The sequence below is a fragment of the Mucilaginibacter daejeonensis genome (genome assembly GCF_020783335.1).
Classification (GTDB): domain Bacteria; phylum Bacteroidota; class Bacteroidia; order Sphingobacteriales; family Sphingobacteriaceae; genus Mucilaginibacter; species Mucilaginibacter daejeonensis.
In genome coordinates this window covers 130345-153554 of sequence record NZ_CP086068.1, presented here as the reverse complement: position 1 = coordinate 153554, position 23210 = coordinate 130345, and the positions used below count along the sequence as shown (strand labels likewise).

18 protein-coding genes are annotated in these 23210 nt (G+C 50.1%); 8 read left to right on the top strand and 10 right to left on the bottom strand.

Annotated elements, in window-relative coordinates; all coding sequences use genetic code 11:
• Positions 1-60 precede the first annotated feature (60 nt).
• A complete protein-coding gene (locus LLH06_RS00715) occupies positions 61-1053 on the top strand; it encodes a polysaccharide deacetylase family protein (protein WP_228171319.1) in 993 nt (330 codons plus the stop codon).
• A gap of 1053 nt (positions 1054-2106) precedes the next feature.
• Positions 2107-3435, top strand: a complete 1329-nt coding sequence (gene ffh, locus LLH06_RS00710) for a signal recognition particle protein (RefSeq protein ID WP_228171318.1) — start codon at positions 2107-2109, stop codon at positions 3433-3435.
• Between the two features lie 171 nt (positions 3436-3606).
• Here the strand turns inward: ffh and LLH06_RS00705 are convergent, their stop codons facing one another.
• Positions 3607-4434: a hypothetical protein gene (locus LLH06_RS00705; protein ID WP_228171317.1), complete on the bottom strand. Its 828-nt coding sequence runs from the start codon at positions 4432-4434 to the stop codon at positions 3607-3609.
• 300 nt (positions 4435-4734) lie between these two features.
• Between LLH06_RS00705 and LLH06_RS00700 the strand changes: the two genes are divergently transcribed.
• Genes LLH06_RS00700 through LLH06_RS00690 form a run of 3 tightly spaced genes read left to right on the top strand, consistent with a single transcriptional unit; the run spans position 4735 to position 7392 of the window.
• The gene (locus LLH06_RS00700) at positions 4735-5721 is read left to right on the top strand and encodes an SPFH domain-containing protein (RefSeq protein ID WP_228171316.1); all 987 of its coding nucleotides are present in this window, start codon (positions 4735-4737) and stop codon (positions 5719-5721) included.
• On the top strand, positions 5721-6176 hold the full coding sequence (locus LLH06_RS00695; protein ID WP_228171315.1) for a tetratricopeptide repeat protein: 456 nt from the start codon (positions 5721-5723) through the stop codon (positions 6174-6176). Before LLH06_RS00700 ends, LLH06_RS00695 begins: the two co-directional genes overlap by 1 nt.
• Before the next feature lies 1 nt (position 6177).
• The gene (locus tag LLH06_RS00690) at positions 6178-7392 is read left to right on the top strand and encodes a hypothetical protein (protein ID WP_228171314.1); all 1215 of its coding nucleotides are present in this window, start codon (positions 6178-6180) and stop codon (positions 7390-7392) included.
• 123 nt (positions 7393-7515) lie between these two features.
• Here LLH06_RS00690 and LLH06_RS00685 read toward each other — a convergent pair whose 3' ends face one another.
• Positions 7516-7956: an Hsp20/alpha crystallin family protein gene (locus LLH06_RS00685; RefSeq protein WP_228171313.1), complete on the bottom strand. Its 441-nt coding sequence runs from the start codon at positions 7954-7956 to the stop codon at positions 7516-7518.
• Positions 7957-8253: 297 nt separating this feature from the next.
• Here LLH06_RS00685 and LLH06_RS00680 point away from each other — a divergent pair, with 297 nt between their 5' ends.
• A complete protein-coding gene (locus LLH06_RS00680) occupies positions 8254-8985 on the top strand; it encodes a TonB family protein (protein WP_228171312.1) in 732 nt (243 codons plus the stop codon).
• 80 nt (positions 8986-9065) lie between these two features.
• Here LLH06_RS00680 and LLH06_RS00675 read toward each other — a convergent pair whose 3' ends face one another.
• On the bottom strand, positions 9066-9497 hold the full coding sequence (locus LLH06_RS00675) for a DUF4920 domain-containing protein (RefSeq protein ID WP_228171311.1): 432 nt from the start codon (positions 9495-9497) through the stop codon (positions 9066-9068).
• A gap of 327 nt (positions 9498-9824) precedes the next feature.
• Between LLH06_RS00675 and LLH06_RS00670 the strand changes: the two genes are divergently transcribed.
• Entirely contained in the window at positions 9825-11201 is a 1377-nt protein-coding gene (locus LLH06_RS00670) for an NHL repeat-containing protein (RefSeq protein WP_228171310.1), read from the top strand.
• An 89-nt stretch (positions 11202-11290) separates the two neighbouring features.
• On the opposite strand, the gene LLH06_RS00665 is transcribed toward LLH06_RS00670, so the two are convergent.
• The 7 genes from LLH06_RS00665 to LLH06_RS00635 all read right to left on the bottom strand — a co-directional run bounded on the left by LLH06_RS00665 (position 11291) and on the right by LLH06_RS00635 (position 21793).
• A complete protein-coding gene (locus LLH06_RS00665) occupies positions 11291-12697 on the bottom strand; it encodes a calcineurin-like phosphoesterase C-terminal domain-containing protein (protein WP_228171309.1) in 1407 nt (468 codons plus the stop codon).
• Between the two features lie 67 nt (positions 12698-12764).
• A complete protein-coding gene (locus LLH06_RS00660; protein ID WP_228171308.1) occupies positions 12765-14264 on the bottom strand; it encodes a DUF5689 domain-containing protein in 1500 nt (499 codons plus the stop codon).
• A gap of 39 nt (positions 14265-14303) precedes the next feature.
• Entirely contained in the window at positions 14304-15794 is a 1491-nt protein-coding gene (locus tag LLH06_RS00655) for a SusD/RagB family nutrient-binding outer membrane lipoprotein (protein ID WP_228171307.1), read from the bottom strand.
• A gap of 17 nt (positions 15795-15811) precedes the next feature.
• Positions 15812-19258, bottom strand: a complete 3447-nt coding sequence (locus LLH06_RS00650; RefSeq protein WP_228171306.1) for a SusC/RagA family TonB-linked outer membrane protein — start codon at positions 19256-19258, stop codon at positions 15812-15814.
• Between the two features lie 116 nt (positions 19259-19374).
• Positions 19375-20382 carry a FecR family protein gene (locus tag LLH06_RS00645; protein ID WP_228171305.1) on the bottom strand — a complete coding sequence of 336 codons (1008 nt, stop codon included), beginning with the start codon at positions 20380-20382 and terminating at the stop codon, positions 19375-19377.
• An 80-nt stretch (positions 20383-20462) separates the two neighbouring features.
• Positions 20463-21029 carry an RNA polymerase sigma factor gene (locus tag LLH06_RS00640; protein ID WP_228171304.1) on the bottom strand — a complete coding sequence of 189 codons (567 nt, stop codon included), beginning with the start codon at positions 21027-21029 and terminating at the stop codon, positions 20463-20465.
• A gap of 131 nt (positions 21030-21160) precedes the next feature.
• Positions 21161-21793 carry a DUF1919 domain-containing protein gene (locus tag LLH06_RS00635; RefSeq protein ID WP_228171303.1) on the bottom strand — a complete coding sequence of 211 codons (633 nt, stop codon included), beginning with the start codon at positions 21791-21793 and terminating at the stop codon, positions 21161-21163.
• A 332-nt stretch (positions 21794-22125) separates the two neighbouring features.
• On the opposite strand from LLH06_RS00635, the gene LLH06_RS00630 reads away from it, so the two are divergent.
• Positions 22126-23163 carry a serine hydrolase domain-containing protein gene (locus LLH06_RS00630; RefSeq protein ID WP_394800303.1) on the top strand — a complete coding sequence of 346 codons (1038 nt, stop codon included), beginning with the start codon at positions 22126-22128 and terminating at the stop codon, positions 23161-23163.
• Positions 23164-23210: the final 47 nt, after the last annotated feature.

The following is a 23210-nucleotide window of genomic DNA, read 5'->3' as shown; positions in this document are numbered from 1 at the left end:
CTGTTCTGAATGAATTATCTTAGTGCAAACATATTTATAAAACATCTGGTTTTCGATTTTATGTTCAAACGTGTGTTGTGGTGCTCCCTATCCATCATGGTATGCCTGGCCGGAAAAGTATCGGCCCAGGCCAATTATTCACACATCGGGAATTACCGCCCATACTATGGTTGGGCACGCCATTACCCGCAAGACCGTATCATTTTAAGGCAATTCAGTGATCACGGCAAAACATACTTTTTACTGGTAGACCCTCAAACGCTCGACACGCAGGTGAACGAGGCCTCCTCATATACCGTTAAGCCCATGAGCCTTGACCAGGTACGCAGCTTTTTTGCACGTACGCCTTATGAAAAGGCCCTGAGCAAGGCGGAGAAAGAGTCGGTAGTGATACAGGATGCCGGGATAGAACGCGGCATGCCTAAAGAGACAGGCATCAGTTTAACGGCCGACCTGTGCCCCTCGCACCGCCCGCTGGATAAGCGCCTGTTCACCGATATGATCAACGCGTTCGCCAAGGTAGAACGGCCCGTACCTATAGCGCTCTCCATTACCGGGGGCTGGATGCGCCGACATCAGGACGACCTGGGCTGGCTCAAGGAACTACAAGCAAACCACCAGATCGATGTGACCTGGATCAACCACTCTTATAACCATCGGGTAAGCAGTACCCTGCCACTCAAGGAGAACTTTTTGCTGGAGCCCGGCACCGATATGAACGTAGAGGTGTTGGAGAACGAAAAGGCCATGCTGCGCAACGGGTTGACGCCCTCCGTGTTCTTCCGCTTCCCGGGGTTGGTGTCTGACCAGCAGGTAGTGAAAAAGGTGACCGATTTTGGACTCATCCCCGTGGGTACCGATGCCTGGCTGGCCAAAGGACAACAGCCCCAGGCAGGCAGTATCGTGCTCATCCATGGTAATGGCAATGAGCCGGTAGGCGTGAACGACTTCATTAAACTGCTACAACAGCACACGCAAGACATCGCCAAAAAACAATGGCTCCTTTACGACCTGCGCCAAAGCGTAGGCGAAGAGTTTGCTGAGGATAAGTGAGGGTAATGATACCCTGTACACGCTGCCGAACGCTGATCAGCAATTTCATAATTAGCCGTCGTTTTGTTGGCTGAATGGGCGCTTTGCGACACATTGATACACCAGCGCGGTGTTACATTTGTGTGTTTCAGTGTTACATTGGGTGTTACATTTTGGCTTTTTATATGCTTTTTCTGGAAAAAGTTGGGTTTTTACGACTTTCGCAATGATGAAAAGTGGGGAAAGTTGGGGAATTTTGTTACAGGCTGTAACAGCATTTCGATACACGAAGTAGGCTTTGTCCACAAGCATTAAGGAGTAGTTCCAGCCCTCACTACTCCGTCATGGCGAGGCACGAAGCCATCTCTGCGGAGGACAATAACCACCCAACCGACCAACCCGTCATGCCAAGGCAGCTCGACATCCCATCAGAAAAGTAGCACGTCGAACAAGCAAAGGCGTTTCACTGATCGCTTGGTGGCGCTCATTCGCTATTCTTTGTAGCCACGAGAGAACTAATAACGCCAGGTTAGCCTCACGCTCCTTTTTAACGTTATACGGTTCGTATGATCAACTTATCGCTTCGAGAGACACACCCCTGCCCCTCTCAAGAGGGGATTTGAATATGCACCTCTTTGCGCTGGCGCACGCGTGCCGCGTGTGCTTCGCACTGCTACTGCTGCTAACCACTGCTACTGTCACTTCCCCAACCCGTCGGTTCCCAGCTTTGGGCGAGAGCCGGGCAGCATAAGGTGACTATGTGCGGTTGGAAAAGGGCCTTTCAGCTTTTGCAGAAGCGCAGGGCAAAGCGCGGGCGCAGCGGCGCGAGAGCTGAACAGCCCGTGGTGCTGCCGGGATCTGCAGGGCAACGGCCTGTGCGGCAAAAAAGCATAGGGAACTGACTTGAATTTTTTGTTACTTTTTGTTTCAAGACAAAAAGTAAAAGGGCCCCCGCGGCCCAGAAGCGGTAGCCGATCTACAGGCATCGAACACAAAACTCCCCTACTAACTCCTTAACCCACTTTCACCAAAAAATAATACCTTTGTTACCTCAAAATAAAGCAGTATATCAGCATGTTCGAAAATCTATCCGATAAGTTAGACAGAGCGTTCAAAGTATTAAAAGGACAGGGTACCATTACCGAGATCAACGTGGCCGAGACCATGAAAGAGATCCGCAAGGCCCTGCTGGATGCCGACGTGAACTATAAGACCGCCAAAGCTTTTACCGACGAGGTACGTCAAAAGGCACTGGGCGAGAACGTGCTCACCTCTATATCGCCTGGGCAGTTGCTCACTAAGATCATGAACGATGAGCTGACCGCCCTGATGGGTGGCAGCACGGCCGAACTCAACTTTCCGGCCACGCCTACCGTGATCCTGATCGCCGGTTTGAACGGTGCCGGTAAAACCACTTTTAGCGGTAAACTGGCCAACTTCCTTAAAACACAAAAGAACAAGAAGCCCCTTTTAGTGGCCGATGATATTTACCGCCCTGCGGCCATTACCCAGTTACAGGTACTGGGCGAGCAGGTGGGCATACCGGTATATGCCAACTTAGAGAGCAAAGACCCGGTGGCCATTGCCCTGGAAGGTATAGCCCAGGCCAAGCAGAACGGCAACAACGTGGTGATCATTGATACCGCCGGCCGTTTAGCTATTGACGAGGCCATGATGCAGGAGATCGAGCGCGTAAAGGCTGCCGTTAACCCGCACGAGATCCTATTTGTGGTGGATGCCATGACCGGTCAGGACGCGGTGAACACGGCCAAGACATTTAACGAGCGTTTGAACTTTACCGGTGCGGTGCTCACCAAGTTGGACGGTGACACCCGCGGTGGTGCGGCGCTATCGATCCGCTCGGTGGTGAACAAGCCGATCAAGTTCATTGGTACAGGCGAAAAGATGGAAGCGCTGGACGTTTTCCACCCGGATCGAATGGCCTCGCGTATATTGGGCATGGGCGACGTGGTATCACTCGTGGAACGTGCCCAGCAGCAATTTGACGAGAAGCAAGCTGCCGAACTGCAAAAGAAGATCCGCAAGAACAAGTTCGACTTTAACGACTTTTACAGCCAGATACAGCAGATCAAAAAAATGGGTAACATGAAAGATCTGATGGGCATGATACCCGGCGTGGGCAAAATGATGAAGGATGTGGAGATCGGCGACGACGCCTTTAAGAACATCGAGGCCATCATTAACTCCATGACCCCGTACGAAAAATCGAACCCTGACAGCATTAACCCAAGCCGCCGCAACCGTATAGCCAAAGGCTCGGGTACCGAACTGGCCGAGGTGAACCGCCTGATCAAGCAATTCGAGGACATGCGCAAGATCATGAAACAAGTAAGCAACCCCGCCGCCATGGCCAACATGATGCGCCGGATGCCGAAGATGTGATCTGTTTCGAGGCCCGAGGGCTGAGAACAGAGGACCACCGATACTTATTCACTTACATGGTCATGTTGAACTGGTTTCAACATCCCACCTGCAAAGTGAACGAGATACAAATAGAAAAGCCGCCTTGGGAACAGGGCGGTTTTTCTATTTAAAGTAAGTTAGGCCTCCCGACTAATCTATATGAAAAGCTGCCTTTACGATGGGCTCTACAATAATATTCAGTAGGTAACCGATTATTGTAAAAATCACAAGTAGCCAAGGGGTCTCTTTAACTAAAGCGAAGAAGCCGGCGAACGTAAGACCATATATAAATTTCTTCGATGAATTGACCTTCAAATGGCCCATTTCCGTTGCATGAACGATACTTTCAATCACATCTACCTTCTTTAATGTAGACATATGTAATTTAAGATACTCCTTATTATCAAACGCAGTTGCTTCTTCGGCGCCTGTCAGCGCATTTATGGTTCCAAAGGAGTTTCTTTCCGCTAAATTTAAGAGACGCCCTTTGGGGCGGTTTTTTTCATAATCGTAAGTATATAGTAATCCTAGTATTCTAGGAAAGTCATATTTCCTATCGTCTCCTATATCAAAAATTTCACCGTGAAGGATTCTAATTCTGTTATTAATAGCTTCAAATCCATAATTTGAGTCCCTCATGTTCCAATGAATCCATTTATAATTTGTATGTGTTTTAACGTATTTGGAAAACTCGGATAACATTGACAATTCAACTCTATCATATTCACTGTCGCTTAAGTTCTTGAAATCCAATCCTTCAAATTGTGCTTGTAAATGGATTGAAAAAGAGATTGTTTGGCCAGTACTTAAGCTCTTGATACAAATCGATGTCACTCTTGGTGTATTACCGTGACTTGTGATAAAAGATTCACATGAATAATGAATGAGAAGGCTTTTACTTTTATCTTTTATAATTTCGTTAAATAAATCAAGTCCTTGACGACGTTCGCGTAACCTAGGAGAATTAAGTATGTTCATAGAGTAATGTGAAACTAGCGAATTAACTGCAAGAATTATATTGAAACGCAATTTTTCCCAATCATCTCAAGTCTACAACTAATTGTATATCAGTTGAACAAATTGCATTTCTTTTCTTTCATCTTCTATTGTATTGCGGGAGTTCTAATAACACTTAAGTTCATCCATAAATTGAATCACACATATTTGATCGCCATCTGCCCGCTTACCCAGCGGGCATTTCTATTTCATGGCCATTTCTATTATTAAGCTAATTTTTTGTTTATTAGCTTCCATAAATATCACAATATGCCGGCGATCATGGAAGTACTCGAGTTTTTGGATAACTCGGGAAGTGTAATGGTAAAACGAGTACCAGATGCCGGCCCGGCCGAGATCAAATGGGGCGCCCAGCTTACCGTACGCGAATCGCAGGAGGCTGTTTTTTTTAAGGACGGCCACATTGTCGAGATCTTTAAGGCTGGCCGGTACATGCTGGAGACCATGAACATACCGCTGATCGGTAAATGGGTCACCAGCTTTGGTTACGGTCCTGATTCCCCTTTTAGGGCCGAGGTATACTTCGTCAGCAAAAAACTGTTCACCAATTTAAAGTGGGGCACGCAGGAGCCTATCCTGTTTAGAGACACCGATCTGAAGATGGTGAGGGTGCGCTCTTTCGGGATATTTTCGATCCAGATCGCTGATGCCCGCACTTTTGTGAACCAGATCGTGGGTACGATCGGCCTCTACCGCGATGAGGACATTGCCGGTTACCTTCGCAACATCATCGTATCCAAACTAAGCACGGTACTGGGCAACACTTTTAAAACGGTGCTGGATATGCCATCCTCATTGGATCAGATATCTGCCGCCGTTGGCGAGGCCATCCGGAACGACCTGTTGAACATCGGCCTCACCCTTCACGACTTTTATGTGAACTCCGTATCGGTACCCGAGGAGGTGCAAAAAATGGTCGATGAGCGTTCACGCATGTCCGCCATCGGCAATATGGACGAGTTCATGAAATATAAAATGGCCATGTCCATCGAGAACGTTGCGCTTAACGAGGGAACGGGAGGGCAAACCATGGGAGCAGGTATGGGCCTGGGCATGGGTTTTATGATGCCTCAAATAGTACAGCAGACCATGGCAGCCGCCGTTACCCCAAACCCGGCTGCGGTAACCGGGCAGCAAACTGCATCGCCAATTGAAAAACTTAAAGAGTTAAAGAGTTTGCTTGACCTGGGCATACTTACCCAAACAGAATTTGAACAGAAAAAGATAAAGTTGCTCGAACTTATATAATGGATATCAACATACAAGAGTTGTTCATAGAAGCGTTGGTATTGGCTAACGGTAACTTCTATGTAGAAGCCGCAAGCAAGTTCTTGCACATTTATGAACACAGCCCCAGCAGTGATCTGGCCGATGATGCGTTGTTCAACGCCGGTATGTGCTACTTTAACCTGGATCTGTTCGAGCGTGCGATAGCTCTTTTCGAACTGGCCATCAAAAATTATCCCGATGCCGATATCTGGAGCTATGAGGGCGGGCACTCGTTCGGCAAAACGGCAGCTAAGTGCTACTATGCCATACTGAATTGCTACCTGGGCCTGGCCAACCCCGAGCAGGCCAAAGCGCAGATCGAAAAGCTGGCCGCCTATGAGGACTCGTACGAGCTAACAGCGCTTGGCCAAAAGATCACTTATTTGCAGTTGGGCCTTAATGCGCTCGATAGCGTTAAACAATTCGATATCTGAAATGCCTGATAATGCAACGTGCCCCAACTGCGGAGGGGCCCTTACTTACAATGCGAATGTGCTGGCCAATGAATGCGCATACTGCGGTAGCAGCTTTAAAACCAAGGCCAGCAATGATAAGGGAGGAGTGTCGATACTGGATGATGCCGCTTTCACCCCTTTTACGATAAGCAAAGATCAGTTCAAAAAAAATGTCTTAAAGTGGATAGTTGACCAGCGGGATAACCCGGGGGATATACTATCACGGTCAGAGTTTTACGGTATCGAGGACACCTTTGTACCTGTATACATCTTTAAAGGCAAATACTCGTGCGAGTGGACCGCTTTTAAAGAGAACGATAACGCTTTGAGGAAGCTATTGAAGCTTGCCCCCAAACGCGAGGCGGTCAAAAGCGGCACGCTTCAAAACACTTTTCAGGTTGTTGCCTTGGGTAACGAGAGGTACAACACCTACAACAATAAACTATGGGCCATCATCCAGAACACTATCGATGAGGCCGAAGAAGCTCCGCTGCACCCTATCTGGAGAGCTTTAGCCAATTTTGATATTCGTGCCCGTAAAATGCAGCCCGCTATCAAAGAGATCGTGGAAGAGGGCATGAGAACGGATATGGGCCTGAGTGTAGGCAAGGCCTGGGAAAAACATGGCCAGCAAATGGTGCGGGCGGCTATACACAAAAGCCTGACCGACCAGCACCCGGGTCTGCTTTACACTATGGACATCACTTATGACCTCGACCCGGTATCCAAAGCCTACCTACCCTTTTATACCACTAAGGCCGTTTATCATTATGAAGATGGTGTGGGTTCAACAGAGTACAACATTTGCATGGATGGTGCCACGGGAGATATTTTTGGAGAAACGGTACAAGATGCCCAGGTCTTTTCGATAAAGCAAATGAACCTGTTCCCCAAGTTCGTGGGGGTCGGTTTCCTGATCAGTGTAGCGCTTTACTTTTATAGGTTCTTCCTTCCTGACGGGCACACTAACCTGAGCGAGCACAACAACCCGATATTAAGCCCAATAGGTGGCACCTGGTGGTGGTTACGTGTGATCATTTTGTGGGTGGTGTTGCCGCTGATCGCTACCCTCCAGGTACCCACGCTACTGTTAAAGAACAGATCGCGCCGGAAGCGGGCCAAAAGAGAGCGTGAGTTTCAAGACCATCAATTAGGCATATTAAAGCTAACCTCATTTAACGACGATCGCCGCTGATCTGGTATTGCCCGAGTTAGATCACTAATTCCTTCACTGCGGATCGGCACCGATCAGCAAAACAAAAAAGGGCCGCCTTACGGCAGCCCTTTCCGGATGTACATCCATGAGTTTGGAGGACACTTATTTAATTTCTATCTGCCTGCTTACCGAGCGGGCATTTTCTTTTTTAGGAATGTTGATCAGCAGTATGCCATCGGTGTACTGGGCGTCAATGGCGCTGTCATCGGCACTTTCGGGCAGTGTGAACGACCTCACGAACGAGTTGTATGCGTACTCGCGCTTGCTGTAGTTCTTGTGCTGGTCGTTGTTCTCGGTGCGCTGCTCAACGGTTATGCTGAGCACATTGCGGTCGAGGTTGAGCTTAAAGTCCTCCTTTTTGAGGCCCGGTGCGGCCAGCTCGATGTGGAAATTGTCGGGCGTTTCGCTGATGTTGGCGGCGGGCACCCGGCTCACCATACGGTCGGTAAAAAATGAATCGTTCAGGAACGGTTCGAACACGTCATTAAAGCCTGGCCATAATGCGTTGTTCTTTTTCTCACGATCAAATTTAACTAAGGTCATAGCTTGTTTTCCTTTCTAAAGGTCGTTTAAAAATGAATTGAACAATGGTTATAATTAAACTTAAAAAGAACGTATCTGCCTTATGATGAACAACCTGTGTGCCAAATGGCGCAGCCGGTATGAGCACTAACGAGATACTGAAAAATTTTCAGTTCACACCGTTCATCAGCTTTGCGCAGTTTGTCAAAATTTCGGTTCGGCTGTCAAATTTTCGGTTATAAGGTGGATAAGGGCATCATTCGGCAACCGCTATTGGCGCACATTCACTATCTTGTACTTTCAAAGCACACCTATACCATGAGGATACTCATCACCTTATTACTGACCGCCGCCGTTACCACGGCCTTTTGCCAGAAGGCCAAACGCATCACTATAGATCACGGCTGGTATAACGAAGAGTTCACGGTGTTGAAGGCCGATAAGAAGATCAAGCATGGCCTATACTCCTCGCATAGCCAAAGCGGCCGGCTCATGACCCAGGGCTTTTACAAGAACGACCTGAAGGACAGCCTTTGGCAGGAGTACGATATGTTGGGCAAGGTGGTTGGCACCGGCATGTACGTTCAGGGCAAGCCTACCGGCATCTGGACGTATTATGACCACACCGGCCAACCCGAGAACACCTACGATCACACTACCGGCCAGTTGAAATATCACCACGTTACCCGTGCCGATACCGCCTTATGGGGAATGATGGTGAATGGTGAGCAAGAGTGGGTACACCTCGACCGCCCGCCCATATTCGTGCCCGGTGAGCAGATCAAGTTTCGCCCTATCGTGTATGCGCTGCGCTATCCAAGCACCGCAGTGGCCAACGGGATCGGCGGCAAAGTGTGGATAGGCTACATAGTGGATGAGAACGGGCAGGTGAAAGACCACCAGGTGCTCCGCCCGGCCGAGGCGAGCTTAAATGCCGAGGCCATACGCTGCGTAAAACTGATCGAAGGCATGTGGCTACCCGGCATTTACAAGGGCAAACCGGTACCCGTCATGGTAATGCAGGTCGTGACCTTCAACCAGCCTAAATAAACACAAAAAGCCACTTTGATAGCGGCTCTTTGTGTTTTTATAGATGTAAGAAAATGATCAGGACATTAACCTACTCCATCTTACTTATTGATCATTAACCCAGCAACCTCAAAAAGGATACGCTTTTTAGGGTCGGTCTTCACCTGGTGCTGCTTTTTGCCGGTCACGGTGTCGCCGGCAAGGGGTTGGGCATCATCGGCAATGAACTGTTTGGTGGCTACGCCCTGCATGATCACCTCCCGGCCTTTCAAAGCTTTGGGAAGTTTTACTTTATAGTTCTTGAAATGTGCCCTGATCACGCGGCCTTGCCCGGCATCCATCGTGAACCAGCCGCCCTGCTCTTTGGTCACCTCCAATATGGTGCCCACCACCGATGCTGAGGTACGGGCCTTTTTGCCCATGGCCTCTTCCACGCTATCGGCACGCATGAGCGCAACGGTGGAGGGCTTGCCGCCATATACCATGCCATGCGGCAAGGCCTGCTTGTGCTGCTGAGCGTTAGCTGTCAACATCCAAAAAGATAAAGCAAGTATATATATAATCGGGCGTAGCATAGTAAAAACCTCCGTTCTACAACAACACAACCGCGAGGTGGTTTTGGCGGATATCGTGCATCATTAACAAAATTTAACACTTGCCCCTGCTGTACAGCGCTCAAGAGTTGCGTAATTAGCAGGATTATTACAGCCCGGCATTTCAGGCTGTACTTATTATAAGTAATTTAGCCCCTTGAACCGCCATTTTAAAGCGAATACCCTGTTACGATAACGGCCCTGGCCGCGTAAAGGATATTTGACCACCAGTGGTGTTAGTGAAGTGAACTTGATGATAGAACTTTTATGATCCCTAAAACATCTGTACAGATCAGGAATTACCTGCTTGCCGGAGCAATGATCGCTTTGGCTGCTGCGGGTTGCAATAAAAAGACCGATACACCTACCGTAGCGCCCGCTTCAGAGACGATGCCGGTAGTGTATGGCGTTACCGGCACCACGGCCATCAGCGGTGGCAACATCACCGATTATGGTACCGCTTATACCATTGATGCCAGCGGTGTATGCTGGAGCGCAACTAACCAGGCGCCTACTATCAGCGATAGCAAGACCAGCGATGGCACTGCCTTATATTTCAAGAGCGCGTTGACCGGCCTTACTCCAAATACTAAATACTACCTGCGCGCTTACATCCAGAACAGCGCCGGAGTGGGTTACGGCAAACTGGTGACCTTCACCACCAGCAGCGGCACCGCCGATACTACCGTGACCACCAGCACCCTGGCGGGTAACAGCTCGGCAGGTTTTGCTAACGGCACCGGCATCAACGCTACCTTTAATGCGCCGCAGGGCGTGGTGGCTGATGCGGCCGGTAACCTGTACGTGTCCGACTCGTTCAATCACCTGATCCGCAAGATCACTGCCGCGGGTGTGGTGACCACTTATGCCGGCACCGGCGAACTGGGCTTTCAAGCAGGTACTGCTACTACCGCTAAGTTCTACAGCCCGCAAGGTTTGGCGCTTGATGCCTTAGGCAACCTGTACGTGGCCGACCAGGGCGTTAACTCGATATACAAGATCACACCTGCCGGTGTGGTGACCATATTGGCCGGTGATGGCACCTCGGGTTCATCCAATGGTACCGGGAGCGCGGCCCGCTTTAACTCGCCACAAGGTTTAGCTGTTGATGCCACCGGCAACGTTTACGTGGCCGATCGTAACAACAACCGCATACGCAAGATCACGCCAGCCGGTGTGGTGACCAATTACGCCGGTACCGGCGCGGTAGGCTATATGAATGGTGATGCTACTACCCTGGCCACCTTTAGCCGCCCTACAGGTATCGCTATCGACGGCAGCGGCAATTTATTTGTGACCGACCTGGGCAACAGCCAGATCCGTAAGATCACTACTGCTGGTGTGGTATCGGCCTACTTTGGTAACCCGAACATCACCGATGCATTGAATTCGCCATCGGCCATTGCCATTGATGCACAGAACAATATTTACCTGACCGATCAAAGCGGCCGCATAATGCGCATCGTTGCTGATAACAACGCCTTATACACTATTGCCGGCGCCGTGAACACTTCAGGCTTTGCCGATGGTGCCAAGACGGTTTCCCGCTTCTCGAGCCCGACCGGTATCACCGTTGATGCTGCTAAGAACATCTACGTGGCCGATCTGGGTAACAACCGCATCCGTAAGATCGTGATCAAGTAATAACGAACCTTTATTTACCCATAATGAAAAAGCCCCGAAAGATCTTTCGGGGCTTTTTCATTATTAGACGGTCATGAATGATCAGCGGATCACCCGTTCCATTCTTTATGGTATTTATCGCCGAAGCGGTCGGTCACTACCACCTTTACGTTCTTAACATCGGTACCAACATGCGCCATGAACAGGTGATCGGTGTCACGCGGTTCGGGGAAGGTACGGCCGGCCGGTAATTCTGGGCCTTTGTACAGCTTAACGGCCAGCGGGTCCATACCCATCTGGTTCTCCATTTTGCCTTTCAACTGTCCATCCACGTAGTATTCTACCTTCCATTGCGGGTCCCAGTTGTATACGTTGGCCAGTATACGGCGTTGGCCGGTCAGTTCCTCTACAAAAAGTGCCAACTGATCGCTCTTGTCAAGTCCCATGCCTTTGTAGTACCATTTCACCTGGTTGCCCTCGACCTGGTAAACGGCATAACCGCGTGGGGTACCGTCCTCACAGATAGGGCCTGTCCACCAGGCACCACATACGGTACCATGATTGTGCTCATATACGTTCTCGTTAATATTATTAGCGTTGTAATGGGTGTGCCCCGAAAGGATGTGCACGTTCTTGAATGGCTTCAGGAGCTTGTACAGATCTTTATTGTTCTTTACCGAGCTATACACCGGTATGTGCAGGCTGATGAACAGCAGGTCGTCCTTTTTTACGTATTTAAGGTCCTTGGCCAGCCAGTCCAGCTGTTGCTGGGTAATGTAGCCATCGTACTCGCGCTCGGTGCCCAGGTAGCGCACATCGTCCAGCATCACATAGTGCGCGCGGCCGCGGTTGAACGAGTAATACGTAGGTCCATAATACTTTTTAAAGGTATGGTCAGAGGTCTCGTCGCCACCCTGGCGGTAATCCATGTCATGGTTACCCAATCCCTGGAAGAACGGTATCCCGATATTTGCGATGGCCTCGTTATAGGCCGGGAACAGCTCATGATTGTCCCAAACCAGGTCGCCCACACCCAAACCGTGGATCAGTTCGTCGCCAAGACTTTTTACCGTGTCGCGGGTGTCGGGTACGCTTTGCGCCATCATTTGCGCTACGTCCTTTTTGTTCTTCACCTGAGGGTCGGCCCAAACGATAAAGGTGTGTTTGCTGTCGTTCTTCTTTAGCGGCACCAGGTCAAAGTCAAAGCTGCCGCCTTGAGCCAAACGGTGGTAAATGCGGGCCACCTGGTTATCATGCGGTATCTCATAGCCCGATGGCAGGCTGATGAATATGAACTCTGCCTTGGCATCGGGCGTCAGGCTGTAACGGCCATCGGCACCGGTGGGTACGATGTTGAAACCATCGCTCACCAATACGTTGGCCAATGGCTTGCCGGCACCGGTCACCTTACCGGTAACGGCCTGCATGCTGCCCAGGCCTAATGAAGTTTTAAAACGGAGCGCCAGGGCACCGGTAAGCAACAAGGAGCGCTGTATAAAGGATCTTCTGTTGATCATGCTGTATGGATATTGATAACGTTAAAAAAGCAGGAGCTTAATGCCCCTGCTTAGGTCAGTTCGTGTATTAGTTCTGCAGCTTGGTAAAGCTTGCTCCTTGTTCGATCTCGGTCAGTTGCGAGGTCTTGGTGAGCACGATGCTGGTCACGCTGCGCCCGCTTACCCAGCGGCCGGTGGTGGCATCATAAACGCCGCCCAGCATGCTGAACGCGCCCGTGGCCGGTAGTACCAGTTTGCCGGTATTGGTACCGCCGCCATAGAAGTTCTGCGTGGCACGACTCACCGGGTTAATGGTGCTGTAATAATCGGTATTGGTGATGCGGTAGCCTATCTCAGGTGGGCCGGCCGAGTAAACCGTTCCGTTACCGCCGTACATCACCACATCTAAAGGTACCGAATTCAGGTCTACCTTGGTACCGCTGAACACCGCCATACCTGCAACGTTACCACTGTTGGCCAGCAGGTTGGTAGTGGCCGTACCGAAATCGGCACCATCACCGCTGGAGTACAGTGTACTGCTGATCCAGTTGGCGGCACTGATATCGGTAGTGCCGGCACCCCAAATGTTCTTGTTACCTCCTACATAAAAGTATTTACCTTTTGACACCTTACCCGAGGTGAGGTTGATCTTGTAGGTACGCGAACCACCGTTGGCCCAGCCGTTGGCCGGTGCAGGGTTGGTGCCCGCGTTGTTACAGGTGACGATAGAGAAGTTGGTGACCGAGAAGTCTATATCTCGGGTGGCCATAAACTGGATGTACTCCTGGTTATTATCGGCACCGGAAGGATCGGTCAGGTAACCGGTGATAATGATCGGCGATGGTTTAATGAGCGCCAGTTGGAAGATATCGTCCTGCTTGCGAGGCCACAACTGCAACTGCGTAGTACCATTGGCGGTAGTGCCCAGTGCGATACCGGTGATGTTGGCGCTGCCCGGCAACTGTATTTTGCTGTAGCTGGCGGTAGCCTCGGTATGCACGGTCATCTTACCAAAACCATCGTTGATCACCTTATCGCCTACAAAGGTGTCGCCGGTAACGGGCTCAGGCTCTAACACGGCATTACTCACCGTCACCAAAGTACTCTCGTAAGTATCAGGCGATGCCTGTAAGGTAGCAGTGTTGATCGCCTGTACCTTGATGGCCTTACCGGTAGCGACCTTGTTAATGGCCGATGTTTGTACACCAGTGATGCGCATGGCGCCATTCACACGGGTAAGGGTAGCGCCGGCCACGTCGATCACCAGCGAGTCGCCGGGTGCATAGTTGGCCGCAGCAGCTCCTATGGATAGCGAGATTCCCCGCAAGGCATTACGGCGCAGGTTCTGGATAACCAGTATACCGCTTGGGGTATTGCCCGATGCGGCGTCAGATATCACCACACCCACGATCTGGCGGGCGCCGTTCAAATTGTTCTCATCCAGGACCACGTCCTGGCCTTTATATACCTGCCTTACATCAAGCAGGGCCACTATGGGGCTTACGGTACCTTCGGCATAGTTGGCCTTTTTACAGGCGGCAAAAGCTATGGCCACAAGGATGAAAAGGAATAAACCTGTCTTTTTCATTTTATTGATGCTGATCTTAAGTTAAAATGATCGGTATGCTTACGGGCGTTGCCACCAAACCTGTGTATTGATCTCGTCTGGTCCTTGTGCGGCCACGGCAGCGGAATAGTTGGCCGCGTTGGCCGATTGTACGTATACCGGGTAGGTCAAACGGGCCGGCATCACCCCGTTATTGCGGAGGCCTGCGCCTTTTGGCAGTATCGGGTGGCCGGTACGGCGGTACTCGAACCATTGCTCAAAATCGGTCCAGAACATCGAGTAATACTTTTGCAGGTGGATCTTTTCCATCTTACCATCCAGGCTTAGGCTCTCGTTCCAGTTGATGTCGGCAGCGGTCATGTACGTATCGATCGGCGTGGTGTAGGTAGGTATCCAGAAAGTGATACCGGTAAGCACACCGTTCTTGTAGTAGTTTGCCGCCGAACCTGAGATCCAGCCTTTGGTAGCAGCCTCGGCCAGTATGAACTGCAATTCAGAAAAATTCATGATGTTACCCATCAATGGGTCGGTCATTAACGTGGTGGCCGAGGTGGTCGATAAAAAGTAGGACTTGCTCACCACACCCTGACCCGGCGTATAACCGCTCGGCACCCCTACATAGCTACCCATGTAAGTGGCGATAGGCCAACGGAATTGTACCAGGCGCGGATCTTGCCAGGTGTTCAGGTTATTGATAAAGAACTCGGCAATGTTCAATGCGCGCCAGTCCTGCTCACGTACACCACCTACAAATGGCGAGGTAAGGGCGCCAACACCTGTCCAGCGTAATACCGCGGCGTCGCTGTTGTCTACCATGATCGGGTAATCGGACGCATTGGTATCCACGATCTGTTTGATCTTGGTTATGACCGCTGCTGATGCTTCGGCCTTGCCCGATACACGCAACAACAAGCGCAGGTACAACGAGTTACCGAACTTGCGCCATTTGGAAGCATTTCCCGCAAATACCGGGTCGCTGTTAGATGGCACGTTGGCCGCACCGGTCAGCAGGGTATTGGCCTCTTCCAAACGTTTGAACAGGTCGGGGTAAATGTCCTGTTGCTTATCAAAGGCCGGGCTAAAGTTACCGTCGCGGGCCTTCAGGGCCTGTGAGTACGGGATATCGCCATAAGTATCGGTCAGAAGCGAGAACAGCCATACCTGGCAGATCTGCCCGATGCCCATAAAAGCCTTGTTATTGATCTCGGGGCGGGCAGCTATATCATAGATGTCCTTAAAGTTCATCAGTTGGGTGTACCAGCCGTTCCAGGTATAATCGGCCCAGGTACGTTTAACATCGTAACGAAACACCTTGCCTTCTGAATCACCCGGGTCAACGGTCACCTGCATCAGCTCATTGTTAAAGTTTCGGCTGCGCAGCATGTTAATGGTCAGTGTGTTCACCAGTGCCGGTGCCAGCAACTGCTGCGGCTGGGCATTGGAGGTACCGTTAGGATCGGTATTGATCTGCTGAAAATCCTTTTGGCACGATGGCAACACCAGCGCGGCGGCCACGATCAGGGTCAGGATCTTATTTAAATTCTTTCTCATTGCTTTGGGACGTTGTGTTATATGCCAATAGTGAGGTTAAAGCCATAGCTGCGGGTAGATGGGAACTGTGCCACCTCAAAGCCCTGCACGATGTCGGTGCCGGCCAGGGTACCAAATTCCGGATCAAATACCGGCCAGTTGGTCCACAGGAATAGGTTACGGCCATACACGCCTATGGTGGCGCGCTGTATGCCCAGCTTTTTGGTGAACGTAGGTTTGAACGTGTAGCTCAAGTTAGCTTCGCGGAACTTGATAAAATCGGTAGAGAAGGTATTACCCTCGGCGTTATCGATACCATAGTGCGAGCGGTAGTAACCGTCAATATCACTGGCGATAGTGGTGTTAGGGCTGTAGCTGCCATCAGCATTACGTACCACACCTTTACCAATGATACCGTTGTAACGGCCCGGCAGGGTGATCGAGGTCTTACCTTGCTCGGCCAGTTTATAATTCGACAGTGAGTAAGCCACCGCACCGAACTGCGCATCGAACAATACGTTGAGGTTGAATTGCTTGTAACGGAAATTACTACCCAAGCTGGTGCGCCACTTAGGCATGGTGTTGCCCAGATAAACCACGTTATCGGCCAGTTTAGCAAAACCGGTTGATGGATCATAAACGATCTGCCCGTCGGGTGAGCGCTGGTAGCCGCGGCCGTAAAGGTCGCCCATGCTGCCGCCAACTTTAGCCACGATCTGGCCGCCACCGGTAGGACCGGTACGGATCACGAATGAGCTATCGGCCAGTTGTTTGATGGTATTACGGTTGGAGGTAAAGGTGCTGTACAATGACCAGTCGAACGTTTTGGTACGGATCGGGGTGCCGTTCAAGGCGATCTCGATACCTCTGTTATTCACCTTACCGGCGTTGATAATGGCCTCACGGTAGCCCGAGGCGGCATCGATCACACGGTTCAGGATCTGGTTGCGGGTATTGCCGGTATATAGGGCAATGTCAAATCCAGCGCGGTTCTTGAACAAACGCATCTCTGCACCTACCTCAATGGTGGTGGTCTTCAAAAAGTTCAGTGATGGGTTGGCTAAACGTGTTGGGTTCACCAAACCGCCTGAGAAGGTACTGCCTGCCGGTGCGTAGTTAAGCGAGGTAACGTATGGCGTATTACCACCACTGCCCACATCGGCCACCGATCCACGTAGTTTAAAGTAATCGATAGACTGCGGCATCTTGAACGCTTCTGAAACCAGGAACGCTAAACTTGCCGATGGGTAGAAGAACGACGAGTTACCGTTACGGGTAGGCGTGGCCAGCGTACTGTTCCAGTCGTTACGGCCGGTGATATCCAGGTACAGATAATCCTTGAAACTGGTTGAGAAAACGCCGTAGAAACTATTGAGCGCGTAACGGGCCTGGTTAGGCAACGTAACCAGCGGACCGGCATTGTTGGCAATGGTGAACAGGCCTGGGTATACCAGTGAGTCGGCACGTACCTCGTCCTTTACATATTTATTGCGCAGCATACTACCACCGGCGGTGGCGGTCAGGGTAAAGTCCTTGTTCAGCTTTTTGTTGTAACGTAAAAGGAAATCGGCACCGGCCTCCTGGGTGTAGATGTTCTGCGTGCGGTATGAACCTTTAGGGTATTTGGTGCCTGCATCATAAGGGCGTTGCTGCGAGCGTTGCTCATAGCTCATATCCAGCGTGGCGCGTACCTGCAAGCTCAGCGCTTTAGTGATCGCATAGGTGGCCTGCATGTTGCCGGTAAGAGCATTACGGTTGCTCTTATTCAGGAACTCGTATGATACCGCGTAAGGGTTCTCGGGGAAGGTACTGTAGGGGTAAAAGATCTGCCTGTCCTGCTGTCCATTGCGCCAGTAGTTCTTCAGCCAGTTCAGGTCGGCGTTGGGTTGCCAGAATATGAACCAGTACATAAGCGACTGGTTACCATAACCCGCACCCGGCAGATTATCGCTCCAGCGGTTATTATAGTTCACCTTAGAGCCGATGGTCAGCTTATCATTGATCTTGGAATTGACCGATAAGGCCAGTGAGTTACGGTTGTAACCGGTGTTAGGCGTGATCCATTTGTTGGTCACGTTAGTGGCCGAGAAACGGGCCGTGGTACGATCGCCACCACCATCGATACTGATCGAGTTGGTGTAAGTACTACCGGTTTGGAAGAACTCGCGGATCTGATTCTTATAAGGCACCCAAGGGGTACGCACGGTAGACCGGGTTTGGGTCACCGGGTCAAGCTGAAAGAACATTTGCCCATCGAACTTAGGGCCATAGGCCGAGCTGGTACCACTGGTACTTGCGCCATCAACACCGGCACCATACGAGTAGTAGTTAGCACCTCCTGTGCCCTGGCCATATTCATATTGCAGATCTGGCCAACGGTTCACGCTCTCCAAAGCCGTGTTCGAGTTGATGGTGATCCCCAAGCCTTTCTTTTTGGCCGTGCCCGATTTGGTGGTGATGATCAGCGCACCATTAGCACCGCGCTGACCGTACAATGCAGCGGCTGCGGCACCTTTCAATACCGTTACCGATTCGATATCCTCGGGGTTGAGGTCATTCACGCTGCTACCGTAGTCGGCAGGCATGTTATCGCTGCTGGTACCGTAAACGCCCTCGCCGGCAACGGCCGAACGGCGTCCGCTACTTTTACTGATCACGATACCATCAACCACGATCAGCGCCTCATTATCCTCGCCGCTGGTCAGGTTGTTCTCGCCACGTAAAATGATCTTGTTGGATCCCGCTGGGCCACTGTTAGAGCGGATCAGATTCAAACCTGCCACTTTTCCCGAAAGCGCGTCGGTCCAATTGTTGGACAGCGCCTGGGTAAGTTGCTCGTTCTTGACTACCGATGCTGCGTAACCAAGTGATTTCTCCTCACGTTTGATACCCAGAGCGGTAACTACCACCTCGTCCAACTGGCCGGTCTCGCGCATCAGGCGCACGGTCAGTTTACTTTGGCTGCTGCCATAGCTGATTTTCAACGGCGAGTAACCAATGTAGTTCAGGGTAACAGATGAGTTGGCCGGCACGCTGATGTTGAAGTCGCCATTGTTATTGGTCATACCTAACGCATGGCGCTGATCATCCATTAAGGCTACGCCGATCAGAGGTTGCGAGTCATCGTTATCTACCACGGTACCTTGAATGGTGATCCTTTTACCATCGGTGGCCGTGATCAGGATGCTTTTTTCGCCTGCCTGGCGATAGGTCAGTTGTGTACCGGTCAGCAGCAAGTTGAGTGCCTCCTGAACGGTGCGCTGAGCACGCGCCACCCGAACGATGCGTTTATCGTTCAAAATATTGTTGTTGTAGTTGATGCTTACATCACCCGATCTTTCCAGTTGACCGAAAGCCTCTTTGAGCGTTATGCCTTCGGCACCAAAAGTGATGCGCTTATTGAGCACCGTTTGCGCTACTGCGTTGATCACGCATAGCGGCAGCACCATTAAAACCAGAATGGTCACCAACCATATCTTTTTCATATATTTACTTAATTTATACTTATCGGAAGTGAGTTGAATTTGAAGACCACCGGGACCGTTACCAGCGCTCCCGGTTTCTTTTTTTATCAGAATTGAGAAGACGTGTCGCGGAAAAGTTATCTCATAATGCTTCCTCCTTTTTGATCATTGTTAGAGAAATATATGTGCGTGCCCGTACGGTCATACGCCAGGCCTGACAAGGCGCTAAGCGTTTCAAGCACCTCGGGCAGCGAGCTGTTACTGAATTTTACGGTCAGTTTGATGTCGCCTAATTCGGGGTCGGTGAATTGGACCTGCACACCGTACTGGCGCTCCATCGTAGCGGCAATGGTGCGCAACGGCGTATCATAAAAATCGAGGTCATTATTCATCCACCCGGCAATGCGATCAGCTTTGACCGAGCGGGTATTGTAAAGGCCGGTATGGGTATCGATATGGATTTGGTCGCCGGGGGTAAGATGTTTCACCAGGCGGGTAACCCCATTTATAGTTGCCAGCACGCCTACCTTGCCTGTGTGCACCGTAACGGCCACGGCATGATCGGCCTCGTAAGCTTTCACATTGAACGATGTACCCAAAACCACGGTGGTGATGCGTCCACTCTTTACTTTGAAAGGCTTGGCATCCATGTGTACCACATCAAAAAAAGCTTCGCCACTAAGTGTGATTCCCCTTTCTGTGTCTTTGAAACCTTTGATGAATTTGATTTTGCTACCACCCGCCAGGTGAACTATGGAACCATCGGGCAAGGTGATCTTAGAACGTTGGCCGTTCACATTGGCCACCTCAACATACTCGGGTCTTTGCTTGATCCAGAACAGGCCGATCAGGCACACCATCAGTATGACGGCCGCGGCGGCTATCCATTTCAAGTCGAAGCTGCGTATCGGCCTTACAGGCACGGTGCTATCGGCAATGTGCTGTTGCACCTTTTTCCAGCTTTGCTTCGAATGGTCGGTATGTTGATGGGCTAACTTAGCAGCTTCCAGTATCTGTATGGTCTCGCTGAACTGCGCAAGATTCTCGGGCCCCTGCTCTATCCACTCCTGCAGTTGGGTCAGCCCCTCATCGCTGATGGTCTTTTCGTAATATTCAATGATGAGCCGGTGCCCCTGTTCTTCCATTATCGTGTGCTTACTCCTGTAGACAGGGTAAGACCGCACCGATACGTAGCAGGGTCTGTTATGCGTTAATTAAATAATTGTTAATTGCCAGAAAGGTCGTAACGACCTTTTAAAAGCATACGCAGCTTTTGGATGGACTGGTAAAGTGTGGTCTCTACCGTGCGTACCGATATGCCGAGGGTTTCGGATATCTCATGTTTGCTCAAATGATCTACACGGCTCATAAGCAGTACCTGGCGTTGCGAAGAGGGTAGCGTATCAATGGCCGCCAGGATGCGGTCATACGTCTCACGTCCCGAAATGATATGGAAAGGCGTGGCCCTGTCGGCTACCGTCAGATGGTCGGCCGCTATGTCCTTAACAAAGCTGACAGGCTCCTTCTTTTTTTGCAGATAGTTAAGCGACAGGTTTTTGACCGACACCAGCAGATAGCTCTTCACATGCTGAATGGCCGACGAGTGCCGGTTGTCCCAAAGGCGCATGAAAAGGTTGGCCACGATCTCTTCGGCAGCAGCATGGTCGCGGGTATACACGGTACTCACATTGCATAGCAACTTGTAGTACCGATGGAACAAAGCCTTGAGCGCCGGGTCATCGTCAAGCTTCAAAAGCTCTACTAATTCTTCGTCTGTGCGTTGAGTGTACATGCCGTTGGTCGAGTTACGGCAAAAGTACAGGCACAATGTTAGCCCAATATTAACATTGCGTGTTGTTGCCGACTTTCAGCACAACCTGCACAGTAACGATCGCGTTACCATTGCGCCTGCACACAGACGCGTTAAGCCAGATGCCTAAAGCGATGTGGAGTAGCCAGATAAAGCATATGCAGCACCTTGGTCAGCGACCGGCTCATTTTATAAGGCTTGCGTGAAAGCCATTTCCGAATGCTGACGTACTGCTTGGAAACCTTGTACAATTCCTTTCCATCCGGAAAATGTTTGTCCTCGTACTTGAATATCCAGGTAAGATCATCAATGTTATCATTCGGTTTGGCCGAAAAATAGATCTTAGTGTAAGGTATAGTATTCCATTGCTCACTGAACTTGTCCCGATCTTCTACTCCGGAGTCGCAAGCCTTTACAAAGATCTTTTTCGGGTCTTTAGGCACCCTCTTAACTCGGCGCGACCATTTTTCAGTTGCTTCTTTCTCACTTTTATAATGCATAAAGTGTATCTCTACGTCACCCAAAAGGGCAAGAGGATAGTTCAGCGATTCTTTGGGAATGTACTTTGACTCCTCGATGAACTTGAGTGGCTTTGCCAGGTAGCCATGCAGGTCATTGCAAATTTTCAAGAAACCTTCGGGCGGTACATATAGACCGATGAATGGAGAATTAAAAGGAAGGTGATGCTTTTGATACAATTCTCCTCCCCAGCAGTTGTTGGATATGATGCAAAAGTCTTTTTTCATATTTTCCTGATTCTACGTATTTAATAACTTATAGTTCAAGTTAAATAGGAGATCTTTCAGATCTTTGTTGAGTAAGATAACGAAATGATCAAAATAATAGTCTATAAATGTGTTATAATTTCTAAATTTCGCATTCGTTAAGTTTTCGGATTGTAGCTCTTATGATGTTCCTGAATAAATTTTTTTTGACCGCGGTAGTAGCCGCGGCGTTGTTATCTTCCTGTTCCCATTCTGATAAAAAAAATGGTGTCAATAACTCGGGAGAACCTTATGAACCGCACAAGCTCCTTAAATTCGATCTTAAGAACAAAGATAAGAAAATCGATGCTTTTATGCAGGAACTGCACCGCAAAAGTCACTTCAATGGCAATGTGCTGGTAGCCAAAAAAGGTAAGATCATTTATGAAGGCTCGTTCGGGTGGGCCAACCACTTAACGCGCGATAGCCTGACCCTGGGTTCACGTTTTGAGCTGGCGTCTGTATCTAAGACCATGACAGGTACGGCCATTATGCAGTTGTGGGAAGAAGGTAAGATCAAGCTGGACCAGGATGTACGTGAGTTCTACCCTAATTTTCCGTATGCAGGCATCACGATCAGGCTGCTGCTTACGCACAGGTCGGGCATGATGAACTATGTGTACTTCGTTGATGGCCTGTACCGCTCGCAGCACCTCGATCAGCGCAAGGGGATCACCAACAAACAGGTGATGGACCTGATCGCGCAATACAAACCTGCGCCGTTCAACAAGCCTAATGCGCGCTTTTTATATAATAACTCTAATTATATGGTGCTGGGCGCCATCATTGAGAAGGTGACCGGCATGCCTTATGCTCAGTATATGATGGAGCATATCTTTAAACCGGCAGGCATGACCCACACGGCCGTTTACTCCAAAGCCACTTACGATAAGATACCGGTAGATGTGGTGGGCCACGACCGTAACAGCTGGCGCTATTCGGTTGCACAGAACTTTTTGGATGGTCCCGTAGGTGACAAGGGCATTTATAGTACCATTACCGACCTGTACCTGTTCGATCAGGCACTGAAAGCGGGCCGGCTGATCAAGCGTGCCACACAGGATTCGGCTTATACGGCCCATGTGTTGCCGCTTATTCGCGGGCATTTTAGTTATGGTTACGGCTGGCGTATATTTGTAGATAAAGACCAGAAAGTGGTTTACCATACCGGCTGGTGGCACGGTTTCAGGCACATCTTTTTGCGCGACCTGAAGAACGACGTCACCATCGTGCTATTGGGCAACCTGGTGAATGGCAGCTTGCTGCACCTGGATGAGCTTTACAAGATGACCGGCATGCCTGTAGTGCGCAAGGATGCCTATAAAGGTACCGGTGAAACAGCAGAAGATTGAGATCAGTGAGTGGTTGAATAAGTTGATCGGTGAATAACCATCAGCTA